At 39.1% G+C, this 14553-nt stretch carries 29 protein-coding genes; all 29 read left to right on the plus strand.

What is annotated here, in order from left to right:
• Positions 1–282 (plus strand): 50S ribosomal protein L23, encoded by a 282-nt coding sequence (locus tag NIS_RS01235; RefSeq protein ID WP_012081602.1) that lies wholly within the window; start codon positions 1–3, stop codon positions 280–282.
• A 10-nt stretch (positions 283–292) separates the two neighbouring features.
• On the plus strand, positions 293–1120 hold the full coding sequence (gene rplB, locus NIS_RS01240) for a 50S ribosomal protein L2 (protein WP_012081603.1): 828 nt from the start codon (positions 293–295) through the stop codon (positions 1118–1120).
• 11 nt (positions 1121–1131) lie between these two features.
• On the plus strand, positions 1132–1413 hold the full coding sequence (gene rpsS, locus NIS_RS01245) for a 30S ribosomal protein S19 (protein ID WP_012081604.1): 282 nt from the start codon (positions 1132–1134) through the stop codon (positions 1411–1413).
• A gap of 9 nt (positions 1414–1422) precedes the next feature.
• Positions 1423–1749: a 50S ribosomal protein L22 gene (rplV, locus tag NIS_RS01250; RefSeq protein ID WP_012081605.1), complete on the plus strand. Its 327-nt coding sequence runs from the start codon at positions 1423–1425 to the stop codon at positions 1747–1749.
• Entirely contained in the window at positions 1749–2438 is a 690-nt protein-coding gene (gene rpsC, locus NIS_RS01255) for a 30S ribosomal protein S3 (RefSeq protein WP_012081606.1), read from the plus strand. Before rplV ends, rpsC begins: the two co-directional genes overlap by 1 nt.
• Positions 2439–2440: 2 nt before the next feature.
• Positions 2441–2866 carry a 50S ribosomal protein L16 gene (gene rplP, locus NIS_RS01260; RefSeq protein ID WP_012081607.1) on the plus strand — a complete coding sequence of 142 codons (426 nt, stop codon included), beginning with the start codon at positions 2441–2443 and terminating at the stop codon, positions 2864–2866.
• On the plus strand, positions 2853–3047 hold the full coding sequence (gene rpmC, locus NIS_RS01265; protein WP_012081608.1) for a 50S ribosomal protein L29: 195 nt from the start codon (positions 2853–2855) through the stop codon (positions 3045–3047). The genes rplP and rpmC overlap by 14 nt, the downstream gene beginning before the upstream one ends.
• Positions 3047–3298 (plus strand): 30S ribosomal protein S17, encoded by a 252-nt coding sequence (gene rpsQ, locus NIS_RS01270; RefSeq protein ID WP_012081609.1) that lies wholly within the window; start codon positions 3047–3049, stop codon positions 3296–3298. Before rpmC ends, rpsQ begins: the two co-directional genes overlap by 1 nt.
• Entirely contained in the window at positions 3298–3666 is a 369-nt protein-coding gene (rplN, locus tag NIS_RS01275) for a 50S ribosomal protein L14 (protein WP_012081610.1), read from the plus strand. The genes rpsQ and rplN overlap by 1 nt, the downstream gene beginning before the upstream one ends.
• Positions 3666–3905: a 50S ribosomal protein L24 gene (gene rplX / locus NIS_RS01280; protein WP_012081611.1), complete on the plus strand. Its 240-nt coding sequence runs from the start codon at positions 3666–3668 to the stop codon at positions 3903–3905. Before rplN ends, rplX begins: the two co-directional genes overlap by 1 nt.
• Positions 3902–4453, plus strand: a complete 552-nt coding sequence (gene rplE, locus NIS_RS01285; RefSeq protein WP_012081612.1) for a 50S ribosomal protein L5 — start codon at positions 3902–3904, stop codon at positions 4451–4453. Before rplX ends, rplE begins: the two co-directional genes overlap by 4 nt.
• Positions 4453–4638 (plus strand): type Z 30S ribosomal protein S14, encoded by a 186-nt coding sequence (locus NIS_RS01290; protein ID WP_012081613.1) that lies wholly within the window; start codon positions 4453–4455, stop codon positions 4636–4638. Before rplE ends, NIS_RS01290 begins: the two co-directional genes overlap by 1 nt.
• A gap of 58 nt (positions 4639–4696) precedes the next feature.
• On the plus strand, positions 4697–5101 hold the full coding sequence (gene rpsH / locus NIS_RS01295) for a 30S ribosomal protein S8 (RefSeq protein WP_012081614.1): 405 nt from the start codon (positions 4697–4699) through the stop codon (positions 5099–5101).
• A 48-nt stretch (positions 5102–5149) separates the two neighbouring features.
• Positions 5150–5686 carry a 50S ribosomal protein L6 gene (gene rplF / locus NIS_RS01300; RefSeq protein ID WP_012081615.1) on the plus strand — a complete coding sequence of 179 codons (537 nt, stop codon included), beginning with the start codon at positions 5150–5152 and terminating at the stop codon, positions 5684–5686.
• Positions 5687–5696: 10 nt separating this feature from the next.
• Positions 5697–6053 (plus strand): 50S ribosomal protein L18, encoded by a 357-nt coding sequence (gene rplR, locus NIS_RS01305; protein WP_012081616.1) that lies wholly within the window; start codon positions 5697–5699, stop codon positions 6051–6053.
• A gap of 9 nt (positions 6054–6062) precedes the next feature.
• Positions 6063–6506: a 30S ribosomal protein S5 gene (gene rpsE / locus NIS_RS01310; RefSeq protein ID WP_012081617.1), complete on the plus strand. Its 444-nt coding sequence runs from the start codon at positions 6063–6065 to the stop codon at positions 6504–6506.
• A 3-nt stretch (positions 6507–6509) separates the two neighbouring features.
• The gene (gene rplO, locus NIS_RS01315) at positions 6510–6911 is read left to right on the plus strand and encodes a 50S ribosomal protein L15 (protein WP_012081618.1); all 402 of its coding nucleotides are present in this window, start codon (positions 6510–6512) and stop codon (positions 6909–6911) included.
• The gene (gene secY / locus NIS_RS01320; RefSeq protein ID WP_012081619.1) at positions 6911–8173 is read left to right on the plus strand and encodes a preprotein translocase subunit SecY; all 1263 of its coding nucleotides are present in this window, start codon (positions 6911–6913) and stop codon (positions 8171–8173) included. Before rplO ends, secY begins: the two co-directional genes overlap by 1 nt.
• The gene (gene map, locus NIS_RS01325; protein WP_012081620.1) at positions 8173–8934 is read left to right on the plus strand and encodes a type I methionyl aminopeptidase; all 762 of its coding nucleotides are present in this window, start codon (positions 8173–8175) and stop codon (positions 8932–8934) included. Before secY ends, map begins: the two co-directional genes overlap by 1 nt.
• Positions 8935–9153: a translation initiation factor IF-1 gene (infA, locus tag NIS_RS01330; RefSeq protein WP_012081621.1), complete on the plus strand. Its 219-nt coding sequence runs from the start codon at positions 8935–8937 to the stop codon at positions 9151–9153.
• A 158-nt stretch (positions 9154–9311) separates the two neighbouring features.
• Positions 9312–9425 (plus strand): 50S ribosomal protein L36, encoded by a 114-nt coding sequence (gene rpmJ / locus NIS_RS01335; protein ID WP_012081622.1) that lies wholly within the window; start codon positions 9312–9314, stop codon positions 9423–9425.
• Between the two features lie 3 nt (positions 9426–9428).
• Positions 9429–9791, plus strand: a complete 363-nt coding sequence (gene rpsM / locus NIS_RS01340; RefSeq protein WP_012081623.1) for a 30S ribosomal protein S13 — start codon at positions 9429–9431, stop codon at positions 9789–9791.
• 11 nt (positions 9792–9802) lie between these two features.
• Complete coding sequence (rpsK, locus tag NIS_RS01345) at positions 9803–10195, plus strand: 30S ribosomal protein S11 (protein WP_012081624.1); 393 nt, start codon at positions 9803–9805, stop codon at positions 10193–10195.
• 55 nt (positions 10196–10250) lie between these two features.
• A complete protein-coding gene (gene rpsD / locus NIS_RS01350) occupies positions 10251–10877 on the plus strand; it encodes a 30S ribosomal protein S4 (RefSeq protein ID WP_012081625.1) in 627 nt (208 codons plus the stop codon).
• A gap of 31 nt (positions 10878–10908) precedes the next feature.
• Positions 10909–11895, plus strand: coding sequence for a DNA-directed RNA polymerase subunit alpha (locus tag NIS_RS01355; RefSeq protein WP_012081626.1), 987 nt, complete (start codon positions 10909–10911; stop codon positions 11893–11895).
• A 10-nt stretch (positions 11896–11905) separates the two neighbouring features.
• On the plus strand, positions 11906–12256 hold the full coding sequence (gene rplQ, locus NIS_RS01360; RefSeq protein ID WP_012081627.1) for a 50S ribosomal protein L17: 351 nt from the start codon (positions 11906–11908) through the stop codon (positions 12254–12256).
• Between the two features lie 99 nt (positions 12257–12355).
• Positions 12356–12658 (plus strand): NifU family protein, encoded by a 303-nt coding sequence (locus tag NIS_RS01365; protein WP_012081628.1) that lies wholly within the window; start codon positions 12356–12358, stop codon positions 12656–12658.
• Positions 12659–13219, plus strand: coding sequence for a hypothetical protein (locus tag NIS_RS01370; RefSeq protein ID WP_012081629.1), 561 nt, complete (start codon positions 12659–12661; stop codon positions 13217–13219).
• Positions 13216–14508 carry a UDP-N-acetylmuramoyl-L-alanyl-D-glutamate--2,6-diaminopimelate ligase gene (locus NIS_RS01375; protein ID WP_012081630.1) on the plus strand — a complete coding sequence of 431 codons (1293 nt, stop codon included), beginning with the start codon at positions 13216–13218 and terminating at the stop codon, positions 14506–14508. Before NIS_RS01370 ends, NIS_RS01375 begins: the two co-directional genes overlap by 4 nt.
• Positions 14509–14553 lie beyond the last annotated feature (45 nt).

Here is a 14553-nt window from a genome sequence, read left to right on the forward strand (position 1 = left end):
ATGGCAGATATAACAGATATCAAATCAATCATTTATACTGAAAAGAGTTTGGGCCTTCAAGAAGAGGGATATGTTGTTATCCAAACAAGTGAGAAAATGACAAAGAATCAGCTTAAAGCTGTTTTGAAAGAGTATTTTGGTGTTACTCCTGTAAAAATCAACTCCCTTCGAATGAAAGGGAAGACAAAACGATTTCGAGGAGTAGAAGGAAAAAGAGATAACTATAAAAAATTCTATGTGAAGCTCCCAGAGGGCGCAAGCATAGAAAGTTTAGCGGTGTAAGGATAGAGACATGGCAGTAAAAAAATATAAACCGTATACGCCCAGCCGACGCTTCATGAGCGTTGTTGACAGCAGTGATATCACTGCAAAACCTAGTGTTCGAAAACTTTTGGTAAAACTCCCGGCACGTGCGGGACGAAACAACCAAGGACGAATTACTTCCAGACACAGAGAAGCTGGAGCTAAAAAACTGTATAGAATCATCGATTTTAAACGAAACAAATATGGCGTACCAGGACGTGTGGCGACAATTGAATACGACCCATACAGAAACTGTCGAATTGCATTGGTTGTTTACAGAGACGGTGATAAAAGATATATCATCCAGCCAAGTGGTCTTAAAGTTGGCGATACTGTAGAAGCAGCTGAAGCCGGTCTAGATGTATTGCCAGGCAATGCTATGAAGCTTAAAAACATCCCTGTCGGTACTCTTGTGCATAATATCGAAATGAAGCCTGGAAAAGGCGGACAGCTTGCGCGAAGCGCCGGAGCATATGCACAGATTATGGGCCGAGAAGACAAATATGTCATTTTGCGACTTCCAAGTGGCGAAATGAGAAAAATTCTTGGTGAGTGTATGGCAACAATCGGTGTTGTTGGAAACGAAGAGTATGCCAACATCGTAATCGGTAAAGCTGGACGAAATAGACACAGAGGTATCCGACCGCAAACGAGAGGTTCAGCAATGAACCCAGTTGATCACCCACACGGTGGTGGTGAAGGAAAAACCGGTCCAAGTGGTCACCCTGTAACACCTTGGGGTATGCCAACCAAAGGTTATAAGACACGACGCAAAAAACCAAGCGACAAGCTTATAATCTCAAGAAGAAAGAAATAAGAGGGTAGAAGATGGCAAGAAGTATTAAAAAGGGTCCATTCGTAGATGACCATCTCATGAAGAAAGTACTCAAAGCAAAAGAGAGCGGTGACAAAAAGCCTATCAAAACATGGTCTCGAAGAAGTACAATCGTTCCTGAAATGATTGGACTTACAATCAACGTGCATAATGGACGACAATTTGTTCCTGTGTACATTACAGAAAACCATGTGGGCTTCAAGCTTGGTGAATTTGCACCTACAAGAACTTTTAAAGGCCACAAAGGCTCTGTTCAAAAGAAAATTGGGAAATAAGGATAGGTGATGAGTAAAGCGGTATTGAGATTTATTCGACTCTCACCTACTAAAGCGAGATTGATCGCTCGCGAGGTGCAGGGTATGAACGCAGAAGAGGCATTGGCGGCATTGGAATTTATGCCAAACAAAGCGGCAAAAGTAATCTCTAAAGTGATTACGAGTGCTGTAGCAAACGGCGGATATGAGCCTGAAGAGGTTGTGATCACCTCTTGCCGTGTAGATAGAGGTCCTTACCTAAAAAGATTTCGACCAAGAGCGAGAGGTCGAGCCAGCAGAATCATGAAGCCAACTTCCCATGTGTATGTGGAAGTAGCACAAAAGAAGGATAGCTAATGGGTCAAAAAGTCAATCCGATTGGTTTAAGACTTGGAATCAATAGAAACTGGGAGTCACGATGGTTTCCGGATTTCAATAAAATGCCGGAGAGAGTCGAAGAAGATAACAAAATCAGAAAGTTTTTGAAAAAAGAGCTCTATTATGCAGGAATCAGCAATATTATCATAGAGCGAACAGCGAAAAAACTTCGTGTAACTATAGTTGCAGCACGACCTGGCATCATTATCGGGAAAAAAGGTGCCGATATTGAAAAATTGAAGCAAAAACTTCAAAAACTGGTTGGCAAAGAAGTTTTTATAAACATTAAAGAAGAGAAAAGACCTCAAGCATCTGCCCAGCTTGCTGCTGAAAACGTAGCAACACAGCTTGAACGACGTGTTGCTTTCAGACGTGCGATGAAAAAGGTGATCCAAGCAGCGCAAAAAGCTGGCGTAAAAGGGATCAAAGTACAAGTTGCCGGACGACTTGGCGGAGCTGAAATGGCTCGAACTGAGTGGTATCTTGAAGGAAGGGTTCCACTTCATACATTAAGAGCAAAAATTGATTACGGTTTTGCAGAAGCTCATACAACCTACGGAGTGATCGGGGTTAAAGTGTGGATTTTTAAAGGTGAAGTTCTTCAAAAAGGAATTCGACCAGAGCCAACTGAAAGACCTCGACGCAGAGCTCCAAGAAGGAGAAGCTAATCATGTTGATGCCAAAGAAAACAAAATATAGAAAACAGCAAAAGGGTCGAAACAGAGGCAAAGCCTATAACGGCAACAGTCTTGCATTCGGAACTATTGGAATCAAAGCCCTTGAGCATGGCCGAATCGACTCTCGTCAAATTGAGGCTGCAAGGGTTGCGATGACACGAAAAGTGAAAAGAACCGGTAAGATCTGGATACGAGTATTTCCAGACAAACCTTTAACCAAAAAACCATTGGAGACAAGGATGGGTAAAGGGAAAGGTTCTGTTGAAAAGTGGGTTATGAACATTAAACCTGGCCGAATCATTTATGAAATGGCTGGCGTTGAAGAGAGCCTTGCAAGAGAAGCGCTCGATCTTGCACGATATAAACTTCCTTTCAAAACAAAAATCGTGACACAAGAGAGTGAAAATGAAATATACTGAGATAAAAGAGAAGAGCCTACAAGAGCTCGAGGGATTGTTGAAAGAGAAGAAGTTGGAGCTGTTCGGGCTTCGAATGAAGCTCAAAACTATGCAGCTTCAGGATACGAGTGCGATTAGAAAAACAAGAAAAGATATCGCACGCATCAAGACTGCAATAGCAGAAAAAAGAAGGGCTGGATAATGGCTTACAAAAGAGTTATTCAAGGAAAAGTGGTAAAGAAAAGTGGTGACAAAACAGTTTCGCTTCTTGTAGAGCGAAAAGTTGTACACCCAAAATATCACAAAATTGTTAAAAGATTTAAAAAATATCTTGTGCATGATGAGCACAATAAAGCAAAAGTTGGTGATATCGTTACTGCCGTAGAGTGTAGACCGATTTCCAAACGAAAATCTTTTAGGCTCAAAGAGATCGTTCAGGCAGGAGTTGAGTAATGATTCAAAGTTTTACAAGACTAAACGTCGCTGACAATAGTGGCGCTAAAGAGATCATGGCTATTAAAGTGCTTGGAGGCTCAAAAAGACGATATGCCTCTGTAGGTGATGTGATCGTTGCATCTGTAAAGAAAGCTTTACCAAACGGTAAAGTAAAAAAGGGTCAAGTTGTTAAAGCTGTCGTTGTACGAACAAAGAAAGAGATTCAAAGAGAAAACGGATCTTTGATTCGGTTTGATGACAACGCAGCAGTTATTCTTGATAACAAAAACGAACCGATCGGTACTCGTATCTTTGGTCCCGTTGCCAGAGAGGTTCGATATAAAAACTTTATGAAAATAGTTTCTCTTGCACCGGAGGTGCTGTAATGGCTAAATTTAAGATCAAAAAGGGCGATATTGTTGAAATCATCGCCGGAGATGACAAAGGAAAAACTGGTGAAGTACTTCAAGTACTTCCAAAAAAAGAGGCAGTTATTGTTGCTGGATGTAAAGTAGTGAAAAAGGCGGTAAAGCCAAGTGAACAGCATCCTGAAGGTGGATTCATTAATAAAGAGATGCCTATTCATATTTCGAATGTGCGAAAAGTAGAAGGTGGTGCGTCATGACATTGGAACTAAAAAAGAAGTATCAAGAAGAGGTTGCACCAGCACTAAAAGAGGAACTTGGCCTTGCAAATCCGATGTTGACTCCAAAACTTGAAAAGATTGTTATCAGTGTTGGTGCTGGAGAGGCAAGCCGTGATAGTAAGTTGATGCAAAATATCCAAGATACTATCAGTCTTATTGCTGGCCAGCATGCCGTTGTAACAAAAGCAAGAAAGAGTGAGGCTGGATTTAAAATACGTGAGGGTATGCCAGTAGGTGTACGTGTAACGCTTCGTGGTGACAGAATGTGGAACTTTTTACAAAAACTCATCTACATCGCGTTGCCAAGAGTAAAAGACTTTAGAGGCCTTCCAAGAAGTGGCTTTGATGGAAGAGGAAACTACAATTTTGGTTTAGATGAACAGTTGATGTTCCCTGAAGTGGACTATGACAATATCATCAAAACACACGGTATGAACATAACGATCGTTACTTCAACAGATAACGATAAAGAAGCGTTTACAATGCTTGAAAAGCTCGGATTCCCATTTGCTAAAGGTGGTAGATAATGGCAAAGAAAAGTATGATCGCAAAAGCGAAAAGAAAGCCAAAATTTAAAGTACGTGCATATACACGATGCCGAATATGTGGTCGCCCAAAATCTGTATATAGAGATTTTGGTCTTTGTAGAATTTGTCTTAGAAAAATGGCAAATGAAGGTTTACTGCCAGGCGTGAAAAAGGCGAGCTGGTAATTCACTAATAGGTAGCGGCAAGGCCGAACCCTATTAGATATTCATGAAGGAGAAATAGATGGTAAATGATATTATTGCAGATTCTATAACAAGAATCAGAAATGCCTCTATCAGAGGACAAGAAGTTACGAAGCTTCTTTATTCAAAAATTGTAGAAGCAATCGTAAAGATTTTACAAGAAAAAGGATACATTGAAAGTTATAAAGTTGTCGAAGAGGGCAATAAAAAATTCATCAATGTTGTTTTGAAATATGAAGAAGCAGGAAAGAAAAAGAGACCTGTTATCAATGAAATTAAACGGATTTCTAAACCTGGACGACGTATCTATAAAGGTAAAGATGAAATTAAACGATTTAAAAATGGATACGGAACGATCATTGTAAGTACAAGTAAAGGTGTGTTACCTAACGATGAAGCTTACCGCCTTGGAGTTGGCGGCGAAGTCCTTTGTAGTGTTTGGTAATACGATATCCATTCGAGCAATCGTAGAAATATCGTATAAAGGAAAGAAATGAGCAGAATAGGAAAACAACCGGTTGCGATACCAAGTGGTGTCGATGTAAAAATTGAAAATGGAAAAATTATCGCCAAAAAAGGCAACCTTACACAAGAGGTTGAATTTGGCAATAGAGTGAATGTGTCAATAGAAGATAATAAAATCGTTTTTTCGCCAGTAGGTGAGGACAAACAGTCCAAAGCATTTTGGGGAACATACCGAGCATTAACGAACAATGCAATAGAAGGCCTCACGAAGGGCTTTGAAAAGAAACTTGAAATCAACGGTGTTGGATACAGAGCTGCAGTAAAAGGAAAAGAGCTTGAATTGCAGCTCGGCTTTTCACATCCAATTCTCTATCCTATTCCAGAAGGTATTCAGATCAGTGTTGAAAAAAACATCATCACGATCAAAGGCCACGATAAACAAAAAGTTGGCCAAGTTGCAGCTGAGATTAGAAGCTTCAGACCACCAGAGCCATATAAAGGCAAAGGTGTGAAATATGTTGATGAAGTTATCATCAGAAAAGCTGGTAAGACAGCGAAGAAGTAAAGGGTAGATTATGAGAGAGAGTATTCAAAGAAGAAAAAATAGATTGAGAATTAAAAGAAAAAGAAGAGTTCGAGGAAAGATCACAGGCAGTGCTGATCGACCTCGTGTATCCATTTTTAAGTCCAATAGACACTTTTACGCACAAGCTATCGATGATACAAAAGGGCATACACTTGCCTATAGTGATGGTGCAAAACTTGGCGTAAAAGTAAACAAAGAGGATGTGAAAAAAGTTGCTGAGGATTTGGCTGGAAAGCTCAAAGCTCTTAACATAGAGACTATCGTTTTTGATAGAAACGGATATCTCTACCATGGTGTGGTAGCGTCCTTTGCTGATGCTTTACGAGAAAACGGAATCAAGTTTTAGGGGTAGTCAATGGAAAAATGGAATAGAGAAGAATTCGAAGAAGTTGTCGTAAATATCAGTCGTGTTACCAAAGTTGTAAAAGGTGGGCGACGGTTTCGATTTAGTGCACTTGTTGTTGTAGGTGACAAAAAGGGTCACGTTGGATATGGTATTGGGAAAGCTAAAGAGGTTCCTGATGCTATTAAAAAAGCGATCGATAATGCATTTAAAAATATAACAACTGTAAATATTAAAGGTACTACGATTGCTCACGATATTGAGCATAAGTATAATGCAAGCAAAATATTGCTCAAGCCTGCAAGTCAAGGTACCGGTGTAATTGCCGGTGGTGCAGCAAGACCAGTACTTGAACTTGCTGGAATTCAAGATATTTTGACAAAATCGCTTGGTTCCAACAACCCTGCAACACTAGTTCGTGCAACTATTGAAGCATTAGAGCGAATAAAAGGATAAGCTATGGCACTACATAATCTACAACCAGCACCTGGAAGTACACACAAAACCAAAAGAGTAGGCCGAGGTCAAGGGAGTGGCATGGGAAAAACTGCCACAAGAGGACAAAAAGGTCAAAAGAGTAGAACTGGGTACTCACAAAAAAGGGGATTTGAAGGTGGTCAACAACCTTTGCAAAGAAGACTCCCAAAAATTGGTTTTACATCCAATGTTGTAAAACCCCACGCTATTAATGTTGACAAAGTAAAAAAAGTTGCCCAGTTGGAAGAGATAACTATGGAGACTATACGAAGTGTCTATAAGTTACCAAAATATGTAACGAGAGTAAAATTGATTGGGAGCAGTGTACAAGAGATCGTCTCTAAAATTAAAGACGATAACATCTCTTATAGTGGACAAAAATAATGAGTCGCTCACTCATAAACAAAATTCTTATTACGCTAGGATTTCTCTTTTTGTATAGAGTCCTAGCGTATGTGCCGGTACCTGGAGTAAATATAGACATAGTGAAAGAGTTTTTCGATTCCCAAAGCGGCAATGCCCTTGGCATGTTCAATATGTTTAGCGGTAACGCTGTACGAAGACTCAGTATCATTTCATTGGGAATTATGCCCTACATCACCGCTTCTATTATTATGGAACTCCTTGCTGCGACATTTCCAAGTCTTGGCCAGATGAAAAAAGAACGAGACGGAATGACCAAATATATGCAGATTATCCGTTATGCAACCATTGTCATTACGCTTATACAAGCTATCGGTGTATCAATAGGCCTGCAAAGTCTTACAGGCAGGGGCGGTGAAAGCGCTATTATGATCGATATGCCTACATTCGTAACTATTGCAGCCATCAGTATGCTTGCTGGGACGATGATTTTAATGTGGATAGGAGAGCAGATAACGCAAAAAGGTATCGGTAACGGAATCTCACTTATCATTTTTGCAGGGATCGTCTCAGGTATTCCTAGTGCAATAGGCGGGACAATCAATCTTGTCAACACAGGTGAACTCAATTTCCTTATCTTGATTGCAATCGTCGCTATTATTTTAGTAACCGTAGGATTCATTATCTATGTAGAACTGGCGGAGCGTAGAATTCCAATATCATACTCAAGAAAAGTGCTGATGCAAAATCAGAAAAAAAGAATTATGAACTACATTCCGATCAAAGTAAACTTGAGTGGCGTTATACCGCCGATTTTTGCTTCTGCAATCTTAATGTTTCCATCAACGATTTTACAATCGAGTACCAATCCAATCGTGCAAAAGATTTCAGATATTTTAAATCCCAACGGATTTGTTTTTAATGCTTTAATGTTTTTTCTTGTTATCTTTTTTGCATACTTTTATGCATCTATCGTTTTTAACGCGAAAGATATTGCCGATAACCTCAAACGACAAGGTGGATTCATCCCGGGCGTTCGTCCAGGCGAACCGACTGCAGCATATCTGAATGAGGTAGCAAGCAGGCTGACATTCTGGGGTGCCATATACCTAGGGATCATTTCTACGCTTCCTTGGGTTTTAGTGAAAGCTATGGGTGTGCCATTCTATTTTGGTGGTACTGCTGTATTGATAGTCGTTCAGGTAGCTCTTGATACAATGCGAAAAATTGAAGCCCAAATCTATATGAACCGTTATGAAACATTGAGTGCTGTAGGTCTTTGATGGCTATCGCGATAAGAAAACCCAATGAGATAGAAAAACTTCGTAAAGCAAACATAATCGTTGCAAAAACACTGAACTATCTCAAAGAGAAATGCCAGCCTGGCGTTTCTCTCAAAGAACTTGATCAAATGGGTGAGGAGTATATCAGAAGCCTGGGAGCACGACCATCTTTCAAAGGACTATACGGTTTTCCAGCATCTGTGTGTACCTCGGTCAATGAAGTTATCATTCATGGAATCCCTACGGACTATCGTCTTCAAGAGGGCGATATCGTGGGACTTGATATCGGTACCGAACTTGATGGATGGTATGGAGATGCAGCGATAACAGTAGGTGTTGGAAAAATCTCTCAAAAAGATGAAGAGCTGATCAATGTAGCAAAAGATACGCTCTATTTTGCTATCGATATTATCAAAGCTGGCATGCGTTTTAAAGAATTAAGTTATGAGATAGAAAAATATATCCGCTCACGGGGATATGTACCACTCCACGGCTTTTGTGGACATGGCATTGGAAGAAAACCCCATGAAGAGCCAGAGATTCCCAACTACCTTGAACATGGATCACCAAAAAGTGGACCCAAAATCAAAAATGGCATGGTATTTTGTCTTGAACCTATGATCTGTCAAAAACTTGGTACTCCGAAAATTCTTGAAGACAAATGGTCTGTCGTGAGTGAGGATGGTCTTCGAGGCAGTCATTATGAACATACAGTTGCAATCATAAACAATAAAGCAGAGATATTAAGCAAGGAGGATTAAATGGCAAAAGATGATGTAATAGAAGTGGACGGTATAGTCAAAGAGGCATTACCCAATGCAATGTTTCGAGTAGAATTGGAAAACGGACATGTAGTGCTGTGCCATATTGCCGGAAAGATGAGAATGCACTACATTAAAATTCTTCCTGGAGACAAGGTAAAAGTGGAGTTGACACCATACAGTCTTGATAAAGGACGCATCACTTTTCGATATAAATAAGCTTAAATTAAGGCAAATATAAGTAGAATTATGTCCCTTTTTATAAGCTGAGGGAAGAATCTTTGTAAGAGAAAGGCACAATTCTTACAAGGATTGGTTGAGTTGCTCACTCAACCTAGGCGTACCGTTTCCGTGCCTAAATCACAAAGGAGAAATCAATGAAAGTTAGACCATCTGTAAAAAAGATGTGTGAAAAATGCAAGATTATCAAACGCAAAGGCGTTGTACGAGTAATCTGTGTAAATCCAAAACACAAACAAAGACAAGGATAGTCCATGGCAAGGATTGCAGGCGTAGATTTACCAAAAAATAAACGAATAGAGTATGCACTTCCATATGTTTATGGAATTGGATTGACAACATCTCGAAAAATTCTTGATGCTGTTGGCATCAGCTACGATAAAAGAGTTTATGAACTCACTGAAGATGAAGTAGCTGCTATCAACAAACATATCCGTGAAAACTATATGGTCGAAGGTGATCTTCGAAGAAAAGTAGCTATGGATATCAAAGCGCTTATGGATATCGGATGTTATAGAGGCCTTCGACATAGACGTGGTCTTCCTGTTCGAGGACAAAGAACGAAAACAAATGCTCGAACACGAAAAGGTAAGAAAAAAACAGTAGGTGCTAAATAAAGGATTGAATGATGGCGAAAAGAAAAGGTGCAAGAAAAAAAATAGTTAAAAAGAATATTGCAAGAGGCGTTGTTTATATCAACGCAACATTCAACAATACTGTTGTTACTGTCACTGATGAAATGGGAAACGTCATCGCATGGAGCAGTGCTGGAAGTTTGGGATTTAAAGGAAGCAAAAAATCTACTCCTTTTGCAGCACAACAAGCAGTAGAAGATGCAATGGCTAAAGCGAAGGAGCACGGTATTAAAGAAGTCGGAATCAAAGTTCAAGGACCGGGAAGCGGGAGAGATACTGCTGTAAAAAGTGTTGGGGCAATTGAGGGTATTCGTGTTCTCTTTTTTAAAGATATCACCCCATTGCCACACAATGGATGTAGACCTCCAAAACGAAGAAGAGTATAACAATTTAAACGGTACGCCAAAACAGAGCAATAATATTTTGGATTAGGAGAAACAGATGGCAAGATATAGAGGTCCGGTAGAGAAAATTGAAAGACGCCTTGGTGTGAGTCTTGCTCTTAAGGGTGAGCGAAGACTGGCTGGTAAAAGCGCACTTGAGAAGCGACCATATCCACCGGGACAACACGGACAAAGAAGAAGCAAAATTAGTGAATACGGTTTACAACTTCGAGAAAAACAAAAAGCAAAATTTATGTATGGTGTTGCAGAGAAACAGTTTAGAAATCTGTTCAAGGAAGCGAACAGAATGGAAGGCAACACCGGGGAGAATTTGATCAAACTTCTTGAAAGAAGACTTGATAACGTAGTTTATAGAATGGGATTCGCGACCACAAGAAGATTTGCAAGACAGCTTGTAAACCACGGACATGTACTCGTGGATGGTAAAAGAGTAAACATTCCATCATTTAGAGTTAAACCGGGTCAAAAAATCGAGATCCGTGAAAAGAGCAAAAACAATCCACAAATTCAAAGATCTCTTGAATTGACGAATCAGACCGGAATCGTTCCTTGGGTCGATGTGGATAAAGAGAAAGTATTTGGTATTTTTACACGCATTCCTGAACGAGAAGAGATAGATATACCAGTAGAAGAGCGATTGATCGTCGAGCTATACTCTAAATAATAGTTAAAAAATAAATAAAGAGAGTGGCACAATGAATAAAATAAAAATAACTCCATCTGTTCCGACACATATGGAAGTTGAAAAAATTAAAGAAAATGCCATTAGATTGCATGTGTATCCATATGAAAGTGGATATGCCATTTCCGTGGCACATCCACTTCGAAGACTTCTTTTAAGTAGTACTGCAGGATATGCGCCGATTGGACTGAAAATCGAAGGCGTACAACACGAGTTCGACAGTGTGCGAGGTATGCTTGAAGATGTAGCAGCATTTATTATCAATCTAAAAAATGTTCGATTTAAACTTAGAGACAGTGAACAAGAAAATGTAACACTCGAATATGAGTTCAGTGGGCCAAAAGAGCTCTTTGGAAAAGATTTTGAAAATGACTTGGTTGAAGTTGTGACGCCAGATGCATTCCTCGCAACGCTGAATGAAGATGCTGAGCTTAAAATGAGCATTATCGTTCAAAAAGGTATCGGATATGTACCAAGTGAAATGATTCGAGATCTATTGCCACAAGGGTATATTCCATTGGACGCTTTTTTTACTCCAGTGAAAAAAGCGGTATATGAGATTGAAAAGGTACTTGTTGAAGATAATCCGAATTATGAAAAAATAGTTTTTGATATTGAAACTGATGGTCAAGTTGATCCAGTAAGCGCATTGAAAATGGCTATGAATGTTATGCAAAGCCAAATGGAAATCTTTACAAACGATATCGAAGTTACAGAAACAGTTGGACAAAATATTGAAAATAGCGAGATCTTTTACCAACCTCTGGATATACTCGATCTAAGTGCTCGAAGTTACAACTGTTTGGACAAAGCTGGCATCAAATATGTTGGCGAATTACTACTTATGAGCAACGAGGCACTGAAATCGATAAAAAATCTTGGTAAGAAATCCCTCGATGAAATCCAGGAGAAACTTTCTGAACTCAACATCGATCTTGGAAAGTTAAGCGATCAAGAGAAAGAGACAATTCTTAAAAAAATAGAACAGAACAAGTCCTAAAGGATAGCAAATGAGACATAGACACGGATACAGAAAACTGAGCAGAACGAGTTCTCATAGAAAAGCATTGCTCAAAAACCTTGCAATTGCTTTAATTATGAATGAGCGAATAGAGACAACTGTTGCAAAAGCGAAAACTCTTCGAAGTTACATTGAAAAGCTCATTACAAAGGCAAAGAAAGGTGATTTCAACGCTCATAGAGAAGTATTCGCCTATTTGCAAGATAAAGAAGCAACTAAAAAACTCATGAATGAAATCGCTCCAAAATATAACGAGCGTAATGGTGGGTATACGCGAATTATCCGAACCAGAACAAGACGCGGTGACGCTGCGCCTATGGCTTTCATCGAACTTGTATAACTATAGAGGCTTTGCCTCTATATCCTACTAATGCTTTTTCTTAATCTTCTTTTTATCCAAAATTAACTATATTCGCTCATATCGAAACAAAGGATTGCAATGGCTATTCCATTCAGTGATGAAGATCTCTATCCAGCTGTAGAGAAAGTTATAGAAAAAATCAAGCCTATGCTGGCACTTGATGGTGGAGATATAAAGCTACTCGGCGTTAAAAACGGTCGAGTGTTTGTTCAGCTTGGTGGTGCATGTGTAGGGTGTAGTGCAAGTGGAAACACTTTGAAATACGGCGTCGAAAGACAGCTTAAAATTGATATTCACCCAGAAATCGAAGTAGTCAATATACCGCCTGGATACGAAGATCAATGGGAAGATATAGCGATGCAATATGAAGGAGAGAAATAGTTGAAGAAAAAGATCCTTTTGGAAAAGGCTGGGGAACATTTTTTAAAACGTCAATACGATGAGTCAAAAAAATTTTTTGAGTCCGTATTGAGAATTGAACCTACTAACAAAGAGGCAATACTGGGCACTATATTGTGTGATATGATCAATGAGGATGAAGAGGAAGCGATTGCCCTGTTTGATTATTATATAGTATTAAAAGAAGAGGCAGTTAACAATCCAGAGGATCAAATTTTAGCAATGATACAAGAGTTGGATTATGATCAAGAGGAACTGAGCAAACTTTTCGAATCTGATACATTACCTCAAATGGAAGGAATTACATATAAGGATTTTCTGTCTATTGTAGAATCAAGAGGAAGTTTCAAAGAGGCTTTCGAAGATATTATGTTTTCTACAAAAGTGATTATTACGAAAAAGAGTGATTTTTTCGATTTTATCGATCGACTGATAGAAAACGGTTTTACCGATATTGTGTACAGCTATTTAGAAGACGCAACAAAGCTTTATCCCACTGATCAGAAATTACAAGAGTTTTTTGAAAGACTGACAAAAGTATGATTTGTACATTTGAGAACATAACTGTCACGGATCATTCCAAATCCATTCAGGATGCGGACTATTTTTTAATCACACAACAAAATCGGCAATACGTTACAGATATACCAAAGGAAAAAATTATAACTCCCCAGGATTTAATCAATCGGTATCGGCTGGACACTCTTAAAACCATTGGCGTTACAGGGACAAATGGAAAAACTACAACTGCAGCTGCCATCTATTCCTATCTTAATGATCTTGGATTGAAAGCAGCATTACAAGGGACCAGGGGATTTTTTATAGAGGATGAGCAACTTGAAAAAAAGTCTTTGACTACCCCTCCAATTTTACAAACACTGTATCATATGTATACTGCAAAACAACAGGGAGCGACATATTTTGTCATGGAAGTCAGTTCCCATGCTATTGCACAAAATAGAATCGAAGATCTTCAGTTCGCACTGAAAGTGTTTACCAATATTTCACAAGATCACTTGGACTATCACAAAACCATGCAAAACTATATTGCTACAAAAAGCAGTTTTTTTATGGATGAAGGGTCAAAACTTATTAACAAAGATGATAAGCATATCCAATACAATCCAAAGGGTGCAAGAACATACAGCGTTGAAGAGCTTGCTACCTATCAGATCCTGGCCTTTTCAATGCAAAACGGGATCAGCGCTGTACTTCGGTTTGGCAATGAGATGATCGATTTTCATGCGCCAATGATCGGTCTATTTAATCTCTATAATGTTACTGCAGCAATAAGCGCAGTACATATGTTGACAAACTTGCCTCTGCAGCAGATTTGTGAAGTAACAGAACATTTTGCCGGTGTCAAAGGCCGAATGCAGATTCTCAACGAAGAGCCGTTAATTATTGTCGATTTTGCCCATACTCCAGATGGTATGCAAAAAGTTTTCGAGAGCTTTCCAGGAAAAAAATTGGTAGCAATATTTGGCGCGGGTGGAGATAGAGACAGAAGTAAACGAGCACTGATGGGGAATGTGGCCAGTAGGTTTTGTACCAAAATATATCTTACTTCTGACAATCCACGAAGTGAAGATCCAAAACAGATTATCGAAGATATTGCAAAAGGTATAGAAACAGATGTTTTCGTGGAAAAAATCGTTGATAGAAAAGAAGCAGTCGAAAAAGCGTTCCATTCATTACAAAAAGATGAAATTCTTTTGATTCTTGGTAAAGGAGATGAAGAGTACATTGAACAAAATGGTACAAAGATACCATATAGCGATGTCGAAGTAGTCACAGATATTATAGAAGATTTGAATGAAAGAGGCACTTAATATCTTCTTTTGTTTATAATAAATGAAAATAATCTAATATTGATT

It is taken from the genome of Nitratiruptor sp. SB155-2, from assembly GCF_000010325.1.
In the GTDB taxonomy this organism is placed as follows: domain Bacteria; phylum Campylobacterota; class Campylobacteria; order Campylobacterales; family Nitratiruptoraceae; genus Nitratiruptor.